The sequence below is a fragment of the Tardiphaga sp. genome (assembly GCF_028290785.1).
In the GTDB taxonomy this organism is placed as follows: Bacteria; Pseudomonadota; Alphaproteobacteria; order Rhizobiales; family Xanthobacteraceae; genus Tardiphaga.
Genome location: NZ_JAQGJD010000149.1, coordinates 1 through 18,352, shown reverse-complemented (window position 1 = coordinate 18,352; position 18,352 = coordinate 1). Strand labels below are relative to the sequence as shown.

At 62.2% G+C, this 18,352-nt stretch carries 14 protein-coding genes and 1 pseudogene; 7 read left to right on the top strand and 8 right to left on the bottom strand.

Features of this window, described 5'->3' with window-relative positions; translation table 11 throughout:
* Positions 1–1,751, bottom strand: a 1,751-nt coding sequence (locus JWR89_RS08945) for a transglycosylase domain-containing protein (protein WP_299714532.1), incomplete at its 3' end; no start/stop codon positions are given.
* A gap of 277 nt (positions 1,752–2,028) precedes the next feature.
* Here JWR89_RS08945 and JWR89_RS08940 point away from each other — a divergent pair.
* Positions 2,029–2,154, top strand: coding sequence for a hypothetical protein (locus JWR89_RS08940; protein WP_299714528.1), 126 nt, complete (start codon positions 2,029–2,031; stop codon positions 2,152–2,154).
* 134 nt (positions 2,155–2,288) lie between these two features.
* The gene (locus tag JWR89_RS08935) at positions 2,289–3,416 is read left to right on the top strand and encodes an acyltransferase (protein WP_299714525.1); all 1,128 of its coding nucleotides are present in this window, start codon (positions 2,289–2,291) and stop codon (positions 3,414–3,416) included.
* Between the two features lie 483 nt (positions 3,417–3,899).
* On the opposite strand, the gene JWR89_RS08930 is transcribed toward JWR89_RS08935, so the two are convergent.
* Together JWR89_RS08930 and JWR89_RS08925 are read right to left on the bottom strand one after the other, a co-directional pair.
* Positions 3,900–4,679, bottom strand: a complete 780-nt coding sequence (locus JWR89_RS08930; protein ID WP_299714522.1) for a nucleotidyltransferase — start codon at positions 4,677–4,679, stop codon at positions 3,900–3,902.
* Positions 4,676–5,188, bottom strand: a complete 513-nt coding sequence (locus JWR89_RS08925; RefSeq protein ID WP_299714519.1) for an SLATT domain-containing protein — start codon at positions 5,186–5,188, stop codon at positions 4,676–4,678. The genes JWR89_RS08930 and JWR89_RS08925 overlap by 4 nt, the downstream gene beginning before the upstream one ends.
* 690 nt (positions 5,189–5,878) lie before the next feature.
* Between JWR89_RS08925 and JWR89_RS08920 the strand changes: the two genes are divergently transcribed.
* Positions 5,879–6,232 carry a hypothetical protein gene (locus JWR89_RS08920; RefSeq protein ID WP_299714516.1) on the top strand — a complete coding sequence of 118 codons (354 nt, stop codon included), beginning with the start codon at positions 5,879–5,881 and terminating at the stop codon, positions 6,230–6,232.
* A 13-nt stretch (positions 6,233–6,245) separates the two neighbouring features.
* Positions 6,246–6,779 carry an SLATT domain-containing protein gene (locus JWR89_RS08915; RefSeq protein ID WP_299714513.1) on the top strand — a complete coding sequence of 178 codons (534 nt, stop codon included), beginning with the start codon at positions 6,246–6,248 and terminating at the stop codon, positions 6,777–6,779.
* 79 nt (positions 6,780–6,858) lie between these two features.
* Here JWR89_RS08915 and JWR89_RS08910 read toward each other — a convergent pair whose 3' ends face one another.
* The gene (locus JWR89_RS08910) at positions 6,859–8,079 is read right to left on the bottom strand and encodes an ABC transporter substrate-binding protein (protein WP_299714511.1); all 1,221 of its coding nucleotides are present in this window, start codon (positions 8,077–8,079) and stop codon (positions 6,859–6,861) included.
* A gap of 276 nt (positions 8,080–8,355) precedes the next feature.
* Positions 8,356–8,718: a DUF1304 domain-containing protein gene (locus JWR89_RS08905; RefSeq protein WP_299714508.1), complete on the bottom strand. Its 363-nt coding sequence runs from the start codon at positions 8,716–8,718 to the stop codon at positions 8,356–8,358.
* A gap of 204 nt (positions 8,719–8,922) precedes the next feature.
* Here JWR89_RS08905 and JWR89_RS08900 point away from each other — a divergent pair, with 204 nt between their 5' ends.
* Positions 8,923–11,670 (top strand): ATP-binding protein, encoded by a 2,748-nt coding sequence (locus JWR89_RS08900; RefSeq protein ID WP_299714505.1) that lies wholly within the window; start codon positions 8,923–8,925, stop codon positions 11,668–11,670.
* A gap of 137 nt (positions 11,671–11,807) precedes the next feature.
* Positions 11,808–12,137, top strand: a complete 330-nt coding sequence (locus JWR89_RS08895; RefSeq protein WP_299714502.1) for a GIY-YIG nuclease family protein — start codon at positions 11,808–11,810, stop codon at positions 12,135–12,137.
* A gap of 245 nt (positions 12,138–12,382) precedes the next feature.
* Here the strand turns inward: JWR89_RS08895 and JWR89_RS08890 are convergent, their stop codons facing one another.
* Positions 12,383–15,178 carry a [protein-PII] uridylyltransferase gene (locus JWR89_RS08890; protein ID WP_299714499.1) on the bottom strand — a complete coding sequence of 932 codons (2,796 nt, stop codon included), beginning with the start codon at positions 15,176–15,178 and terminating at the stop codon, positions 12,383–12,385.
* A 169-nt stretch (positions 15,179–15,347) separates the two neighbouring features.
* Here JWR89_RS08890 and JWR89_RS08885 point away from each other — a divergent pair, with 169 nt between their 5' ends.
* Positions 15,348–16,145 carry a hypothetical protein gene (locus tag JWR89_RS08885; protein WP_299714496.1) on the top strand — a complete coding sequence of 266 codons (798 nt, stop codon included), beginning with the start codon at positions 15,348–15,350 and terminating at the stop codon, positions 16,143–16,145.
* A gap of 121 nt (positions 16,146–16,266) precedes the next feature.
* Here JWR89_RS08885 and JWR89_RS08880 read toward each other — a convergent pair whose 3' ends face one another.
* Positions 16,267–17,331: a phosphotransferase gene (locus JWR89_RS08880; protein WP_299714535.1), complete on the bottom strand. Its 1,065-nt coding sequence runs from the start codon at positions 17,329–17,331 to the stop codon at positions 16,267–16,269.
* 27 nt (positions 17,332–17,358) lie between these two features.
* A pseudogene (locus JWR89_RS08875) lies at positions 17,359–18,352 on the bottom strand (DNA mismatch repair protein MutS); the annotation flags it as partial.

The following is an 18,352-nucleotide window of genomic DNA, read 5'->3' as shown; positions in this document are numbered from 1 at the left end:
TCGGCCTTCTTGGCGCTGCCGGAGATCAGCGTCTCCTGCATCATGGTGTTCATCATCGCCACCGCGCGGCCGTCGATCACCGTGCCCAGCGAATCCGCCGGGCGGTTGTAGATCACCTTCTTGCCTTCCACGGTGCGGATCCGCGTCACCACATGCGGTGTGACGCCGAGCCCGCCATTGGAAAACGGCACATAGGCGCCGACCAGCTCGGTCAGCGACACTTCGGAGGTGCCGAGCGCGATCGAGGCATTGGCCTCGAGCTTCGACGCAATGCCCAGGCGGTGCGCGGTGCGCACCACGCTGGCCGGGCCGACCTCGAGCCCGAGCCGCACCGCGACGGTGTTCAGCGACATTGCGAGGGCCTGCTTCAGCGTCACGGCACCAAAATATTCGTGGGTGTAGTTCTCCGGCTTCCAGCCCTTCACGTCGAGCGCCGCGTCCTGCCGGATGGTTTCCGGCGTCAGGCCGGATTCGATCGCGGTGAGATAGACGAACGGCTTGAACGACGAGCCCGGCTGCCGCTTGGCGGTGACCGCGCGGTTGAACTGGCTGTCCGCATAGTTCCGCCCGCCGACCATCGCGCGCACCGAGCCGTCCGGCGTCATCGCCACCAGCGCGCCCTGGGTGACGTTGAACTTGACGCTCTTGGCGGCGAGCTCGTCGATGATCGCGGCTTCCGCCACGCTCTGCAGCTTCGGATCGATGGTGGTCTCGACGATGATGCTCTGATCGACCTGGCCGATCAGGTCGTCGAGCACCTCGCCGATCCAGTCGGCGACATAGTTCACGGTGCCGGCGCCGACCGGCTTCACATTATAGGACGGCGCGCCGATCGAGGCCTTGGCCTGCGCAGGCGTGATGAAATTGGCGTCGGCCATTGCCGCCAGCACGATCTTCGCCCGGGTCTCCGCGCCTTCCGGATTGCGGTTCGGCGCCAGCCGCGACGGCGATTTGACCAGGCCCGCCAGCATCGCTGCTTCCGGCACGGTGACGTTCTTCGCCGACTTGCCGAAATATTTTTGCGCGGCGGCCTCGATGCCATAGGCGCCGGAACCGAAATACACCCGGTTCAGATACAGCTCCAGGATCTCCTGCTTGGAATGCTTGCGCTCCAGCCAGAACGCCAGCTCCACTTCCTGCAGCTTGCGCTTCATGGTGCGCTCTTCCGACAGGAACAGGTTCTTGGCGAGCTGCTGGGTCAGCGTCGAGCCGCCCTGCGACACGCCGCGATGCATCACGTTGGCCACCGCGGCGCGCGCGATGCCGAGCGGATCGACGCCGTAATGCGAATAGAACCGGCGGTCCTCGATGGCGATGAAGGCGTTCGGCAGATACGGCGGCAGGTCCTTCAGCGCCACATTGGTGCCGGCCTGTTCACCCCGCGTGGTCAGCACGCTGCCGTCCATGCCGACAATCTGGATGGTCGGCGGTCGCTTGGGAATTTCCAGCGACTGGATCGGCGGCAGGTGCGCGCCGACATAGACCACGACGCCGGCGACCGCGATCGCGCCCCACAGGCCGAGCACCGCGGTCCAGTAGAACATCTTCCTGATGCCGGCGCGGAACCCGCCTTTGCGCGCCTTGCTGCTGCTGCGCGGCTTGCGCGGCCGTTCGGAAGGTTCGCGCTTCGGCGCCTTTTTCGGCGCGTCGTCGGCTACAGAAACGCGGTCCTGCGGCGTCATCCGCAGCTCGGACAGCGACGACGGCAGCCCGAACACCGGCTCCTTGCGTCCGCTCTTTTTCTTCGCCATCCGACACCTGCGCCCGCTGATGCGCGAACCTAGCGTTCCCGGTTTAAAGCGCCGTTAAGCGCCGGTTAACGGGATGGAAAGGGAAGGGTGTTTTGCGAGGCGGGCCGCAAGGGATTCTCTCTCACTTGCCCCGAACGCGATGCGACCTGGCGATGCGAATCATCGCTCGGCAGTGTTGCTTCGCAGAGCCGGGGCCGCCATGAAACGCGGCGTTCGCGACGGTCCCGGATCTGCGGAGCAGCGCAAGGGCGCTGCACCGCGTCCGGGACAAGTATGAGTGTCTCGCGCCTGCAACCTTGTGCGGCTGCGCTCGTTGTCTGGGATGGGCAAACTGTTCTTGATACTGATGCTGGTCGGCATCGCGGTGCTGGTCGGATTGGCGGCGTTCGTCATCGCGATGTGACCGCAAGAAAGCGTAAATGCAACCAAAGCGTAAACGCAACCTTAGGTTCAAGAAATATTAATGATCGTCGCGTAACGCTTCCGGCGAAGACAGTCTCCGGCGACAGGCTGGCTCCGCAAGTTGTGGCGACGAAAGTGCTCGAAGTGGCGGATGCAAGCGAAAGACTTGGCTGGCTACAAGCGCTTCGTGGGATTGCTGCCGTTAGTGTCGTCATCTGCCATTGCAACCTCAATTTGGCTGGCCCATCCTATGAGGCGGTGATCGATATCCTCAACCGGCTCGGCGCTGGGGTGGATCTGTTTTTCGTGATCAGCGGCTTCATCATCGTCCATACGACACGGGACGATCCCGGCGGCGTGCGATCCGCCGCAGGCTTTGCCATCAAGCGCCTTCGTCGTATCTGGCCCGCTTACGTTGCGCTGACCATCGTCGTCGGACTCCTGACATTCGGGTGGGGTCTGATCCTCGATGACGACACGCGTACGCGGCTCGTGAAATCGGTCCTGTTCGTGCCCGCGAGCTACGATAGCATCTACGGCTCGCAGATCATTGTGCAGGGCTGGACGCTCGGTTTCGAGATTTACTTCTATGCGGTGTTTGCGACGTCGCTGCTGTTTGCCAGCTGGCGCTGGACGTTTCTCGCCGCATGGTGGGGCGTTACGTTGATCATCCTGCCGCTGATCTATCATGCCTCTTTGACTGACGTTTTCCAATCCTACGCGACGACCGATTATCCGCTCAATTACCTGAAGCTCGCGACCAACCCGGTTATATGGGAGTTCGTCGCAGGTGGAGTCGCAGCGCTGATCTATCAATCATCCGTTCGCATCAGGAGCGAGCAGCTGTGCTCGGCGCTCGCGCTCGGGTCGGTTGCTTTCGCGCTATGGAATACGTTGAGTCCGATGGTGCCCAGCGCGCTCGGCGTCGCGCTGGGTTATGCCATCATGATCGCGGCCATTTCGGTCGCCAGCAAGACGATCGATATTTCGGCGCCATGGGCGCTGCGTTATCTCGGCGATATCTCCTACACACTCTACCTTGAACATCTGGCGGTGATCTACATCCTGAAATCCGTCTACACGTTCATTGGCCTGCAGGATGAATGGACAACGCTCGGCAATGTTCCGGTGACGGTTTTCGCCTGCATTCTGGTGGCTGCGCTTACCAGCCGATTCCTGGAGCGCGACCTATTGCGATGGACATGGTCGGCCTTCAGGCCACGGAGCAGAAGTTACCCGGAATTGTCGAAGTCCTCGGCTTAAGGCTGAGCCCACGCGCCGTCGACATCGCGCCAAAGCGCAAAGCGTTCCTGCCGGGGTGCCCCTCGCACCACGAGGGGAATGACGCGCCGAAAGGCGCAACTTGAGTAGTTATCGCGCGCCGGCCCCCGCTTGCGACGGCGGACCCCGGCTCGCGTCGCCTTTCGGCGCGCCATCGCGGCTTTTCTGTTCGGGGGACCGTGCTTCCGTTTGCAGGAGACTTCCTCGGCCCATCACGGACGGGTCAAGGCGCCATTCAGCAGGCTTTCGCCCGCTTTACCCGCATCCGTGCAGCTCACTTAGAGCAGCGCCCCGTAGTGGGCACGGACGGTGACCCCCGACCTCCCGAGTCCGTGGGTGCGAGCCACGTCCGCAGGCGCCGCATCCCGCTCCACTCCCAGAACGCCTCTAGAAGCGCCCCTCGCGAACGGGATGGAGAGGAATATAGTCAAAAGAACCTCTCTGTCAACACGGAAAAATGAGCGCTTACTCTTTAATAAGCTTTTTTACCTCTGCTTCCGCTGTCGAAGGTAAATTCTGTTTCTCATAGGTTCTGACATTCGAAACGATTTCCTTTGCTCGTTTGATCTTGTCGTTTCTCCACTGTGCCTCATAATTCTCGGACAAACCGCTGAAAATCGAAAACACGAAATCTGTTAGATCCGTCGCAAATAAAAAAGTCCGATCCTTTATCCATTTTTCAAAACTATAAGAATCCAAAACATAACCGTTCTCTGCGTTCCAAACTTTTGCGAGCCTAATCGCCGGCTTCAATAAAAATGAGCTATTTTTGTTTGCTTGTTCCAAGCTAGAATTAAAGTCGTTAGGATTGGTAGATCGCCAAGATTGCGATCCATCCGGGATATTATAAGTAGAGCCAAACCCCGCCAAAGCCGGGACCAAGTCAAATTTTATGTGATTTAATTCAAGTACGATTGTCGGGTTTGATTGGTAAAGTTCAGAGGTCGCATACTTCTGCTCAACAAATCGCTTAAAGCGATCTAAGTACGTCTGCGGAGTAAATCCGCTTTTTTCAAATACGATCATGTAGTCAATGTCTGAATGGGCATCCATTGATCGCGGTAAGATTGTGCCGCGCGTCGAAGACCCAAAGCGAAAATGTTTGGAGAGTCCATCTCCCGTTGTTTGAAAATAAGAATCCAATCTTTTTGAAAGAGTCAAAATCGAAGTTTTGATGGTATCGCTCTCGTCGCTCGAAAGGACCGCTTGAGCTGCTCTCTTTGTAAGATAACTAAGGACGGTCATGAAAGCATCCTATCAACGGCGTGAAGTGCCTCGCCGGCGTCGACGCCAGCTTTTGCTCTCTGGAAGTCAGACGCTGAAAATTGCGGGCTGGCTTGGTTCAATTCATTTCGTCTAGTGGTTAGGCTATTCATGCCAGCGACTGCAGCAGGTTCTTCCACGATCAATTCAATCTCAATCTCTCGAAAAACTCGAGCGTCGTTCCGTAGTGAGAGGTACTGATCCCCGGAGTTTTTATGCTCGGAAGCCCGTTCCGACGGCTTTAGGAAAGTCATCAATGCGGTTAGTACGGTAACGCAAGTCGCCATCATGCCGGCTGCGCTGGCATAATCTTTAAAAAAGGCCGTGCCCGCTGCTGCGCTCAGGACTATAGAAGGGACGCCAAAAACATAGTTCCACCTCGTCCAGCGCATGTTAGCATTGAAGTGGGCCTTTCCTGAATGAGTGCAGTCTTCCTCCATCCGGGAGAGTTCGTTTCGGATCTTTGTGATAACATTCACGTCTAGGGTCATTTCTTTTTTCCTTGCAGGGAAATTTCTCTGCGCAGATCGCCGTATTTTACGGAGCAGGTGCAGAAAGCTGAAGAAACGCTAGAAATAGCAGCAGGTGTCCGACGTTGTGTTTTCGCTCTCGTAGCTTCAAAAAATACGCGGGCCCGTGGCCCAAGATCGCCGGGGGCGGATCGTTGTGGACGTTTCGGCATCGAAGGGATGCTAGCGTGGTGCAAAACGGCCTTTATCGCTCTTTAATCATCCCCGATGATTGGCCCTACGCGTGGTCTGAAATGGGCAGCAGTTAAGGAAACAGGTTGTCGAGCCGTAATGCCAATTGGCAATCGACCACAGTGAGTGGTACCTTGCCGCCCGACACTCAAAATGCTCCTGAAAATTATTGCCTGTGAATTATGCCGCCGTCTCTAGAGAGAACGTTACAAGCTTTGAAGCGGGAAATCATCGCGCTAAGCGAAACGCAGCCGCTTGCCTTCGTCTTGTTTGGTTCGGCAGCAACCGAAAAAAGCGCTTTAGACGTAGATATCGTTATAGTATTGCATGATTCGACGGATCCGTTCCAGTTTATCAAGCTAATCTCTCCAGCAGTAGCTAAGCAAACTGCCGCGTCCGGTCGTCTCTTCTGCTGCTTCCCGACGAGTGAGGCTAACTATCTTAAACCTGCGTCTCAATTCTTAGCTAACGTAAGGGCTCATGGCGTCGAATTTTGAGTTCCAATCGAAGTTTATCAAATCTCAGCAGTTTTATGAAGCTGGCGTCAGCTTGATCGAAGCTGGATACTTTCGGCAAGCAACGGTCATGTTTTGGATAGCTGCGAGAGATCGCATGTTCGGCTGGCTTGAAAAGCGCAGCATTTCGTACAACGATACAATATCCGCCCTTACTTTGGTGATGTCTAATGTGGGTTCTGACGATGCCCGCGCTGCTGTTGTCGATTTGTACACACTAGGCGTGATGGCTGAATGGGATGAGACAATTTTTGTCTCCGAGAGCAACGCGACGCGGTACAAGAAAACAACTGAGGATTTGATTGCGATCCTGAATTAAGCTGGAGAGTACGGTGCCTTTTGACGACATTCATTTTGAGATAGTCCGCAGGGAAGTATCGCGGCATCTAGAAGACACTGAAACTTCGAAATTAGCCCATTGGCATTCAGCAGATGTATATGGTAGCCGAAACCGATGGATGATCGGTGTTCCTGCGACAATCCTTTCCATAGCTCTTACATGGATGTTAGCTGCTGATACCAAAGTTATCTTTTCATTTGAAAAAGCTCCAGTTTTTCTAAGCTTGATTGTCAGCATGCTAACTGGGGTCGGAGCTTTCTTAAATCTAAGTGATCTGGCTGTACGCCATCGTACGACGGCAGAGAATCTCAGCGGTCTATGGAGAGACTGTAAGAATTGGGACACAGAGTACCCGGATGCATCCCTCTGCGAAAAAGCGGTCCAAACGGCCCTTATCTATCGTCGTCGGTTGAATGAGATTAATAAGGACGCGCCACCAATCCCTAAATGGGCTTGGAAGAGTGTCAATAGGCAGCGCGCTGAGGGGTCGGTATCTTATAAAATTGATAATTCCCAGAGCCATTAGTACGTGAGTTGATTTGTCGTCTGGGGACTATTTCAGTATTTTAGAGGCGGTAGCCGTCCAAAAATTAGGAGCTCCTTCCTCATCCCCCCACATCATCCTCCAGTATCGGCCCGAACAGCACCCAGCGCTCCCCGTCGAACTTCTGCATCTGCAACTGCTTGTTGACGCGATAATCCGTCGGCGTGGTGGTGATGCTCATGCCGGGCAGGCCGATGTCGCTGGTCAGGCCGGACAATGAGGTCGCCTGCTTCATCACATTGGCGCGGGTGAGGTCGTCGCCGCAGCGTTTCAGCACTTCGGCGAGCAGCGCGGCGTTGCTGTAGCCGTAGGTGTTGAAGCTCGAATTCCTGTCGCCCTCCGGATAGTACTTTTCCATGAAGGCGAAGAAGCGCTTCATGCCGGGGTCGTCCTTCCATTGCGGGTCGAGCGGGTCCTTGCCGTAGTTCACCGTGATCAGGCCCTTGGAATTCTCCAGCCCGGCGGGGGCGAGCACCGCGCCCACCGAGATGGCGTTGATGTCGAGGATGTGCACCGGTCTCCAGCCGAGGTCGGCGACCTTCTTGATCGCCTGCGCCGCGAACTTCGGCGTCGAGGCATTGAACAGCACGTCGGCGCCGGAGGTCTTCAGCTTGACGATCTGCGAGTCGATGGTCGGGTCGGCGAGCTCGTAGGACGCCTCCGAGACGATCATCGAGACCTTGTCGCCGAGCCCGGACTTGATGCCGGCCAGGTAGTCGCGGCCGAGGTCGTCGTTCTGCCACAGGATGGCGATCTTGGCGTCGGGATGGTTCTTCAGAATGTATTTGGCGTAGATGCGGCCCTCGGTCTGGTAGTTCGGGTTGTAGCCCATGGTCCACGGAAAGTTCTTCGGGTCGGTGAAGCGCGACGCGCCGGTGGCGGCGAACAGTTGCGGCACCTGCTTCTGGTTGAGATATTTCTGCACCGCGGCGTTGGACGGCGTGCCGATGATCTGGAACGTCAGCAGCACCTCGTCGGACTCGACCAGCTTGCGGACCTGCTCCACCGCCTTGGGCGGCGAATAGGCGTCGTCATATTGAATGAGGTTGATCTTGCGGCCGTTGATGCCGCCCTGCTCGTTGATCATCTTGAAATAAGCGAGCTGCGCCTTGCCGATGGTGGCATAGGCGGAAGCCGGGCCGGAGAACGGCACGGTCTGCCCGATCTTGATCTCCGTGTCCGTGGCGCCGGGGTCGTATTTCTTCTGGGCGGAAGCGGGGCCGGCCAGCAGCGTGAGGCTGAGTATAGACGCGGCGAAGCAATGGAGATGCGAGGCTCTCATGTAGTTGCCTTCCCTGATATGCGCCGACGGTCATTCCATTGCTGGCGCCATCGTTGGCCGGAGTGTGACGCAGGTATTTTTGGAAGGCAAGGAGAGGGAATGAGAGCAGTGAAGCGCCGGCGCCTTCCTTTCTTCCCTCTCCCCTTGTGGGAGAGGGTGGCCGCGCGCCAGCGCGGACGGGTGAGGGGTGGTGTAGCGCTCTGCAGCTACCCCTCATCCGACGCCGACTACGTCGGTGCCACCTTCTCCCACAAGGGGAGAAGGAAGGAAAAAGACCTACCCCAGCGCCACCACCAGCAGCGCCAGCGCGGCGGGTGCCGCCTGCACGAACAGGATCTTGCGGCTGACGCTGTAGGCACCGTACAGCCCGGCGACGATCACGCAGAGCAGGAAGAACACCTTGAGCTGCACCGCAACCTGCGGCGACGGATGCAGCAGGCCCCAGATCAGGCCGGCCGCGAGGAAGCCGTTATAGAGCCCCTGGTTGGCGGCGAGCACCGCGGAATCCTGCGCCTTGGCCAGCGTGTTGCCAAAGGTCTTCAGCCCGTAGGGCTTCGTCCAGAGAAACATCTCCAGCACCAGGAAATAGATGTGCAGCGCGGCGACCAGCGCCACCAGAACGTTGCCGACCAGATTCATGACGGTATCCCCCTGCAGCGCCGACCGCGGCACCCCCGCGTGAGAATAGCATGTACCGGGCGATGCGCGCGAGCGCGCGCGTAGGCGGATACCTAACGCGCGCCGCCGTGGCTGCGGCCCGCCGATTCGTCTTGTCGAATCGCCCGGCAGCGCCGTTGATGCCAGCCGACGCTGCGCCGTCGCCGAGGATCCGCGGATTCCGCCATGACCTTCTCGACCCGCCTGATGCTTGCGATGCTGACGCTGGTGCTGGTCACCGCGACGGCCGGCGTGCTCGGCTATCACAGCGTCGAATCCACCGTGGTGCCCGACAGCCTGGCGCGGCTGTCGACCCAGGCGCGCGCCCGGCTCGGCATTCTCGACATCTATCTGGGCGGCGTGCGCGGCGACATCCTCGCCTTGCGCGCGCTCCCCGCCAATGACGGGCTGCTGCGCGCGGTGCAGGGCGGCGGCTTCGATGCGCTGGAAAGCGCCACCGAGGCGAAGTGGCGCGAGCGCCTCGAAGGCATCTATCTCGGCCAGTTGCGCGCCAAGCCGGCGATCCAGCAGCTGCGCCTGATCGGCATTGCCGATGGCGGCCGCGAGATCATTCGCGTCGATCGCTCCGGGCCAGCCGATACGCTCCGCGTCGCGCTGCCTGGTGAATTGCAGCCGCGCGGCGACCGCCGCTATTTCCGCGAAGCGATCGCGCTGCGGCCCGGCGAGGTCTACATCTCGCCGATCGAACCCAACCGCGAATCCGGCGTGCCGGAAATGCCGGAGGTGCCGGAACTACCGGTGTTGCGCTTCGCCACCGTGGTGCAGGATCCGGCCGGCCGGGCGTTCGGCATCGTCGTCGCCGACCTCGATATCCGGCCGATCTTCGCCGGCATCGCGGCCGCGATGGACGACAACGCGCAGATCTACGTGGTCAACGCCCACGGCGATTTCCTGCTGCATCCGGATGCCGGCCGCGCGTTCGGCTTCGACCGGGGCACGCCGCATCGCTGGCAGGACGATTTCCCCGAATTGGCGCAGGCGGTCGGCCAGGGCGACCGCGGTTCGGCCGTGGTCGGCCAGGGCGACGCGCGGATGGCGGCGGCGCTGGTGACGGCGCGGGTGGCCGAAGGCCTGCGCCTCGGCGTCATCGAGACCCAGTCCTACGCCGCGATCATGGCGCCGGCCGCCGGCCTGCGCCGCTCCGATACCCTCGCTGCGCTGGGGGCGATCGGCGTCGCGATGCTGCTGGCGGTGGTGCTGTCGCGGTCGCTGACCCGGCCGTTGCGGCAGATCACGGCGTCGGTCGATCGGTTCGGCCGCGGCGAACCGATCCGGCTGCCCACCGACCTCGGCGGCGACATCGGCATCCTCGCCGCGGCGTTCGCGCGCATGGCGGCCGATATCACCGCGAAGGCCGATGCGCTGCGCGACAAGTCGGAAGTGTTTGACAAGACCATCGAGAGCATGGCCGACGGCTTCCTGATCGTCGATGCCGAGGGCAACACGGTGTTCGCCAATTCGGTCTGCAAGGCGATTTTCGGCCTCGATCCGCAGCTCGGCGTGGTGCAGTGGCGCCGGCATTTCAAGCGCTTCCTGCCAGACCGCGCGACGCCGATGCCGGCCGATGAAACGCCGATGGGCCGCGTCCTGCGCGGCGAAAGTTTCGACAACGTCGAAATGTGTTTTTACCGCCCCGGCGACAAGCGACTGACGGAGCTGGCGGCCAGCGGCCGGATCCTGTCCGGCGATTACGGCCAGATGGAAGGCGCGGTCATCGTCTACCGCGATCTCACCGACTTCAAGGAGACGGAGCGGCAGTTGCAGCAGGCGCAGAAGATGGATGCGGTTGGTCAGCTCACCGGCGGCATCGCCCACGACTTCAACAACATCCTCACGGTGATCACCGGCGGCGTCGAGATCATCGCCGATGGCGTCAAGGACCGGCCCGACCTCGCGGTGGTGGCGAAGATGATCGATGCCGCCGTCGATCGCGGCGCCGACCTGACGCACCAGTTGCTGTCGTTCGCGCGCAAGCAGCCGCTGCAGCCGCGGCAGATCGACGTCAACGCCATGGTGCACGATGCCACGCGGTTGTTGCGCCCGACACTGGGTGAGCGGGTCGAGATCGAAACCCGGCTGACCGCCGAGCCGTGGCCGGCGCTGGCGGATCCGGCGCAACTCTCCAGTGCGCTGCTCAACCTCGCGGTCAACGCCCGCGACGCGATGCCGGGGGGCGGCAAGCTGACGCTGGAAACGGCGAACGTGGTGCTCGACGAGGCCTATGCCGGGCATCATGCCGAGGTGGTCCCGGGGCCCTATGCGATGATCGCGGTGAGCGATACCGGGATCGGCATTCCGGCCGCCATTCGCGACCGCGTGTTCGAGCCGTTCTTCACCACCAAGGCTCTCGGCAAGGGCACCGGGCTCGGCCTCAGCATGGTGTACGGCTTCGTCAAGCAGTCCGGTGGCCATATCAAGATCTACAGCGAGGAAGGCTACGGCACCACGATCAAGATCTACCTGCCGCGCACCGAAGCCTCCGGCGAGGCGCCGGCGATCGCGGAGCCGCCGGCGGTCGTCGGCGGCCACGAAGTCGTGCTCGCGGTGGAGGACGACGAATTGGTGCGCAACCATGTCATCAGCAACCTCGCCAGCCTCGGCTACACCGTGCACACCGCCGCCAATGCGGCGGAAGCGCTGGCGCTGGTCGGGCAGGGGCTGCGTTTCGACCTGTTGTTCACCGATGTGGTGCTCGGCGCCGGCATGAATGGCCGGCAGTTGTCCGACGAGATCCGCAAGCTGCGCCCCGCGCTGAAGGTGCTGTACACCTCCGGCTACACCGAAAACGCCATCGTCCATGGCGGTCGCCTGGACGCCGGCATCCGCTTGCTGACCAAGCCGTACCGCCGCGCGGATCTTGCGAGGATGTTGCGGCTGGCACTGGACGCCGAGGAGATGGTGGCGGCGAAGTAGGGGGTGTGCTCCGCCCTCATCCTGAGGAGCGGTCGTCTTCGACCGCGTCTCGAAGGATGGCGACATGCGGCTTGACAGAAGCCACGGTCGTTGCATGCTTGATCATGGTATTTCGACTTCTATAGAGGAGCCGCGCCATGCTGGAGGGAGCTTATCTTTACATCGTGCGATGCGCTGATGGGAGCTTTTACGTCGGCACAACCCGGGGCGAACTCGAATTTAGAGTTGCCCAGCACAATGCGGGGTCTTTTGGCGGTTACACATCGATCCGAAGGCCCGTCGTGCTCGTGTATTCTCAATGGTTCGAACGCATCACGGATGCCATCGAAAATGAACGCAAGCTCAAGCGTTGGAGCCGGGCAAAGAAGCAGGCGCTGATCAGCGGCGACTTCGCTTTGCTAAAGTGCCTGGCAAAACGCAAGACACTTCACCCTTCAAGGTCGCCACAAGCCGAGTCTTCGTCCTGAGGCACTTCTCTAGCGCCGTCTCAAAGGATGTGTCGCTAGCGCTGTTGCACCTCGGCCTCTTGGTTCGAGACGCGCGCGATGCGCGCTCCTCACCATGAGGGACTACTATCGAGTTTGATGCGGCTCCCACCTACTCCGTCCTCATCCTGAAAAGCGGTCGTCTTCGACCGCGTCTCGAAGGATGCGCGACACACTCATGGTTCGAGACGCGCGCAAGGGCGCGCTCCTCACCATGAGGGCGGAGTTTAAGCCGCCGGCTTCTCCGCGGCGTCGCCGTGGGCCAGCAGGTGGATCAGGGCGCGCTTGATCGCGGCCTGCCGCGTCGGCGCGTTGATCTGCGCGCCAAGCAGGTCCGTGACGTAGAACACGTCGCGGGCGCGTTCGCCGAAGGTCGCCACATGGGCCGAGGCGATGTTGAGGTTGAGCTTCGAGATCGCCGTGGTGAGCTGGTACAAAAGGCCGGGACGGTCGAGGCCGGAGACCTCGATCACCGTGTAGCGGTCCGACCAGTTGTTGTTCAGCGTCACTTCCGGCTCGACCACGAACGGTCGCAGCTTGCCCTTGTTGGCAGCGCGCTTGGCGACGGTTTCCGGCAGCCGCAATTTGCCTTCCAGCACGTCCTCGATCATGTCGCCGATCCGCGTGGCGCGGCGCGCCTCGTCGTCGTCGCGGTCGTATTCCCTGGAGATCGCGATGGTGTCCAGCGCGCGGCCGTCCGTTGTGGTGTAGATCTGCGCATCGACGATGTTGGCGCCGGCCGAGGCGCAGGCGCCGGCGATGATCGACAGCAGCCAGGGATGATCGACGGCGAGGATGGTCAGTTCGGTGACGCCGCGCGCTTCGTCGAAGCCGACATTGATCGCCAGCTTGTGGCCGGCTTCCTCGGAGGCGCGCAGGAAGCGGGCGTGGCGGATCTTTCGCGACAGCTCGACCTTGAGCCAGTAGGCCGGATAGTGCCGCGCGATGTAGGTGTTGAGTTCGGCCTCCGGCCATTCGGTGAAGTTGTGGCGGAATTCGGCCTGCGCCACCGCGATGCGCTGGGCGCGGTTGACCTCGGAGAAGCCGCCGGTCAGCACCGGCTCGGTCTCGTAATACAGCGTGCGCAGGAGTTGCGCCTTCCAGCCGTTCCAGACGCCGGGGCCGACGCCGCGGATATCGGCGGTGGTCAGGATGGTCAGGAGCTTCATCTGCTCGACCGACTGCACCACGGCGGCAAAGTTCTCGATGGTCTTGGCGTCCGACAGGTCGCGCGATTGCGCGACCGTGGACATGGTGAGGTGTTCCTCGATCAGCCAGGCGATCAGTTCGGTATCGGCGGCGTTGAAGCCGAGCCGCGGGCACAGCCTTCGTGCCACCTTGGCGCCGGCGATCGAATGATCCTCGGGCTGGCCCTTGGCGATGTCGTGCAGCAGCACGGTGATGTAGATCACCGCGCGGTGCTCCGGCTGGATCTTGCGCATCAGGTCGGAGGCGACGATGAACTCGTCATTGCCGCCGCGCTCGATCTCCTGCAGGATTCCGACGCAGCGCAGCAGGTGCTCGTCCACGGTGTAGTGGTGGTACATGTTGAACTGCATCATCGAGACAATGCGGCCGAACGAGCGGATGAAATGGCCGAGCACGCCGGTCTCGTTCATGCGCCGCAGCACGATCTCGGCATTGTCCGAGGTGAGGATCTCCATGAACAGCGCGTTGGCTTCGGCATTCTCGCGCATCTCGGCATTGATCAGCCGCAGCGAGCGCGTCGCCATCCGCATCGCATCGGGATGGAAGGCGAGGTTGTTTTTCTGCGCGAGGCGAAACAGCCGGATCAGGTTGACCGGGTCTTCCTTGAAGACGTCCGGCGCGGCGAGGTTGATGCGGTTGTTGTCGATGATGAAGGCGTCGCTGCCCGGCACCCGCCGGCGCTTCATGTCGGGGCGCAGCTTCAGCATCATCCGGGTCAGCGCCTGCGCCGGCTTGGCCTGCTGGTCTTCCAGCTTGGCGCACAGGATCGCGGTGAGGTTGCCGACCTCCTTGGCGATCAGGAAGTAGTGCTTCATGAAGCGCTCGACGTCCTGCATGCCGGGATGCGAGGTGTAGCCGAGGCGCACCGCGATATCCCGCTGCAGGTCGAACGACAACCGCTCTTCCGGGCGGTTGGTGACGAAGTGGATGTTGCAGCGCACCGACCACAGGAAGTCCTCGCAGCGCTTGAAGGTGCGGTATTCCTGTGCATCGAACACGCCGTGCGCCACCAGTTCCTTGGTGTCGCGGACGCGGTAGACGTATTTCGCGATCCAGAACAGCGTATGCAGGTCGCGCAGTCCGCCCTTGCCGTCCTTGACGTTGGGCTCGACGAGATAGCGCGACTGGCCGCCGCGGCGGTGGCGCTCCTCGCGCTCGGCGAGTTTGGCGGTGACGAATTCGGCGGCGGTACCCTGCACCACCTCGTGGTCGAACCGGGTCACCAGCTCGTCGTACAGCGCCTGGTCGCCGGTCAGGAAGCGGGTCTCCAGGATCGCGGTACGGATCGTCATGTCGCCGCGCGCCTGGCGGATCGATTCATCCACCGAGCGGGTGGCGTGACCGACCTTGAGGCCCATGTCCCACAGGCAATAGAGGATGACTTCGGCGACCTGCTCGCCCCAGGCGGTCTGCTTGTAGGGCAGGATGAACAACAAATCGATGTCGGACTCCGGCGCCATCAGGCCGCGGCCATAGCCGCCGGTGGAGACCACCGCCATGCGTTCGCCGCTCGACGGAACCGGCGAATGATACAGATGCCGCGTCGCCGCGGAGAACAGCATGCGGATGATCTCGTCCTGCACGTGGCAGAGCTGCTCGGCGCAGCGCCGGCCATGGCGGTCCTTGAGCAGCACTGCTTCGGCGGCGATGCGCGCATTCAGCAGTTCGGCCTTCAGCAGCTTGGCGACGGCGGTGCGGAACAGGTCGGGGTGGTCGCGATGCTCGGCGGCGAGCGCGTCGATGGCTTTGGTAATTCCTGGCGTATCGAAACGGGTTTCGGCCACGGCGCGGGTCTGTGTCGCAATGCTGTCCATGACCATCCCGGATATCGGACGCCGCGGGCGCTGTCACGGGCATTATGGGGGGTGGCTGCCGGCCATGGTGATCAAATCCCGTAAGGGGCTAGAATTGTGAAGGTTTTTCGGGTGTAAGCACGGCGGCTGTCCGCTTCCCGGGCGAACGCCGGAAAGTGTCGCGATCCCAATGTCCCCCGAACTTGCCTTTGCCCTGACGCTGCTGCTGCGCATGGCGGTTACCGCGGCCTTCGTGGTGTCGGCCTCGATCATCACCGAGCGCTCCGGCCCGGTGATCGGCGCGCTGGTGGCGACGCTGCCGATTTCCGCCGGCCCGTCCTACGTGTTCCTCGCGCTCGACCACGATGCCGCCTTCATCGCGCAGGGCGCGCTGGTCAGCCTGCCGATCAACGCCGCCACGATGTTTCTGAGTCTCACTTATGTGCGGCTGGCGCAGCGCTGCAGCATGGTCGTCAGCCTGGCAGCGGCGGTGGCGGTGTGGTTCGGCCTTGCGGCCATCGTGCGGTCGATCGAATGGTCGCTGGTTGGCGGGCTGATGGCCAATGCGCTGGCGTTTGCGATCTGCCTGCCGCTGATGAGGCGGTTTCGTCATGTGAAGATGCCGCTGATTGTCCGGCGCTGGTACGACATCCCGCTGCGCGCCGGTCTGGTGGCGTCGCTGGTGGCCACGGTGGTGACGGTGTCCTCCACCATCGGACCGGCCGGCAGCGGCATTCTCGCGCTGTACCCGGTGGTCTTGACCAGCCTGATGCTGGTGCTGCATCCGCGCATCGGCGGCCCCGCCACCGCCGCGGTGATTGCCAACAGCGGCTGGGGCCTGATGGGCTTCGGCCTGTCGATCGTGGTGCTGCATCTGACCGCGACGGGCCTCGGCTCGGCGACGGCGCTCACCTTGGCGCTGGCGACCTGTGTGGCGTGGAATTTGGGGCTGTGGGCGTGGGGACGATGGCGCGTGGCGCGGCGTTGAAGGGACCCTCATCCTTCGAGACGCGCGCGAGAGCGCGCTCCTCAGGATGAGGGCGTTACTGGTCTCACTTCGGCAGTTCGCGTCCAGCGTGGCGCGTTTCGCCTCGCCTTGATGCGCCCGATCAGTCAAGCAGGCCGCGGCACCGCAGATCGTCGACAGCGAGAAAGATGCGCTCGAGATTGTTCCACCAGACCAGCGGTGGCAGCCCGATGGCGTGCTGCCAGACCGGTTTGCTGATGTGCCACAGCACCCCGCGGCGGTAGTCATCGTCGAGCGCTCTGCGGCTGTAGCCGCGTACGCCGTGGTCGAGCAGCGTCGCGTGGTAACAGTCAAGCAACGGCCGCTCGAGCAGGCGCCGGCGATCAGGATACCACTGCAGGGCCATCATGTAAGCGAGGTCGTAGGCGCCGATATTGATGCGCCATTGGTCGCAGTCGAACAGCCGCACGTCGTCCCGGTCGGGAGCCTGCGGCAGCATGAAGTTCCAGACATGGGCGTCGCCGTGCGCGATGGTGACGTCGCGCCGTGAATGATAGCGCTGCAGAAGCCGGGGGCCGGCCTCAATGTATCGCTCGTACAACTCGCGACGCTCGGCCGGCAGCCGGTCGCCCATCTGCTCGGCGAAACGCGTATAATGTTCTGCGAATTGCCGCATCGTCGCGCGCGTGGCTTCCGGCTCCAGCCAGGTCCCAATGGATTGCCCCAGCCGCGGATCATCCCACCACGCGGCATGTGCCCGCGCCAGCGCCCGGACGATGGACTCGCATTGTCTGGCGGTGGGTGGCAGCGGCCAGACCGTCGCCACACGGTGCGTCTCTGTCAGGTCTTCGAGTAGCAGGTGCCAGTTGCCGCTGTCGGGATCGCTATGTCCCTCGAAGCAGCGCGGCGTCAGGTCACCCGGCATCAACGGCGCGACCTCGGTGTAGAACGCGATTTCGTGGCGCCCGGCATGGCGCAGGGTGCCGGCGAAAGCGGCGAGCGCCGTTTTCAGGATCAGCGATTGCGGCGCGCCGGCGGCATCTCCGTCATAGCTGAGGCCGAGCCGCATGATGTGCGATACCAACATGTCGCGCGAGCTCATCACCGTCACGTCGCTCACCCGGCCAGCGCCAAGGGCACCGGCGTTACGCAGCGCGGCCGTGAGGTACTCGGGGCTGGCCGCGGCGGGCAGGGAGGCTGTTGGCATCATTGAAGCACCCCAAAGTGAAGTCGTTCAGGCCTTCGGCAGCTTCGCCTTCAGCGCATACAACGCCTCCAGCGCCTCGCGCGGCGACATCTCGTCGGGATGGATCGCGGCCAGCGCCGCGATCAGCGCTTCGGCTTCGGTGGGAATCGCCGGCTCGGCGGTGGCGCGGGCGGTGACGGCGAACAGCGGCAGGTCGTCCATCAGGGCCTTGGTGGTCTGGCCGCGGTCCTGCGCTTCCAGCTTCGCCAGCACCGACTTGGCGCGCGCGATTACCGCGGCGGGCAGCCCTGCGAGTTTTGCAACCTGAATGCCGTAGGAGCGATCTGCCGAGCCCGGCAGCACCTCGTGCAGGAACACCACGTCGCCGTGCCACTCCTTGACGCGTACCGTGGCTTTGAACAGCCGCGGCAGCTTGGCGGAGAGCGCGGTGAGTTCGTGATAATGCGTCGCGAACAGCGAGCGGCAGCGGTTTGATTCGTGCAGATGCTCGATCGCCGCCCAGGCGATCGACAACCCGTCGAAGGTCGCGGTGCCCCTGCCGATCTCGTCGAGGATGACGAGGGCGCGCTCGGAGGCCTGGTTGAGGATCACCGCGGTCTCGACCATCTCCACCATGAAGGTGGAGCGCCCGCGCGCCAGATCGTCGGCGGCGCCGACGCGGGAGAACAGCCGGTCGACGATCCCGATGCGGGCGCGGTTGGCCGGCACAAAGCTGCCGATCTGCGCCAGCAGCGCGATCAGCGCGTTCTGGCGCAGGAAGGTCGATTTGCCCGCCATGTTCGGGCCGGTGATCAGCCAGATCTGGCCCGACTTCTGTCCCGGCCCCGGCGACAGGTCGCAGGCATTGGCAATGAACGGCTGGCCGTCGCGGCGCAGCGCCTGCTCGACCACGGGATGGCGGCCGCCCTCGATGGCGAAGCCCAGCGAATTGTCGACTTCCGGACGGATGTAGTTGTCGTCGATGGCCAGCTTCGCCAGAGCGGTCGCGACATCCAGCAGCGCGAAGGCGTGTGCCGCGGCG

Excerpts from the sequence above, each read along its gene's own strand:
- JWR89_RS08930 (WP_299714522.1), bottom strand. The coding sequence starts at position 4,679 with ATGACCGTCCTTAGTTATCTTACAAAGAGAGCAGCTCAAGCGGTCCTT.
- JWR89_RS08925 (WP_299714519.1), bottom strand. The coding sequence starts at position 5,188 with ATGACCCTAGACGTGAATGTTATCACAAAGATCCGAAACGAACTCTCC.
- JWR89_RS08920 (WP_299714516.1), top strand. The coding sequence starts at position 5,879 with ATGGCGTCGAATTTTGAGTTCCAATCGAAGTTTATCAAATCTCAGCAG.
- JWR89_RS08910 (WP_299714511.1), bottom strand. The coding sequence starts at position 8,079 with ATGAGAGCCTCGCATCTCCATTGCTTCGCCGCGTCTATACTCAGCCTC.
- JWR89_RS08905 (WP_299714508.1), bottom strand. The coding sequence starts at position 8,718 with ATGAATCTGGTCGGCAACGTTCTGGTGGCGCTGGTCGCCGCGCTGCAC.
- JWR89_RS08900 (WP_299714505.1), top strand. The coding sequence starts at position 8,923 with ATGACCTTCTCGACCCGCCTGATGCTTGCGATGCTGACGCTGGTGCTG.
- JWR89_RS08895 (WP_299714502.1), top strand. The coding sequence starts at position 11,808 with ATGCTGGAGGGAGCTTATCTTTACATCGTGCGATGCGCTGATGGGAGC.
- JWR89_RS08890 (WP_299714499.1), bottom strand. The coding sequence starts at position 15,178 with ATGGACAGCATTGCGACACAGACCCGCGCCGTGGCCGAAACCCGTTTC.
- JWR89_RS08885 (WP_299714496.1), top strand. The coding sequence starts at position 15,348 with ATGTCCCCCGAACTTGCCTTTGCCCTGACGCTGCTGCTGCGCATGGCG.
- JWR89_RS08880 (WP_299714535.1), bottom strand. The coding sequence starts at position 17,331 with ATGCCAACAGCCTCCCTGCCCGCCGCGGCCAGCCCCGAGTACCTCACG.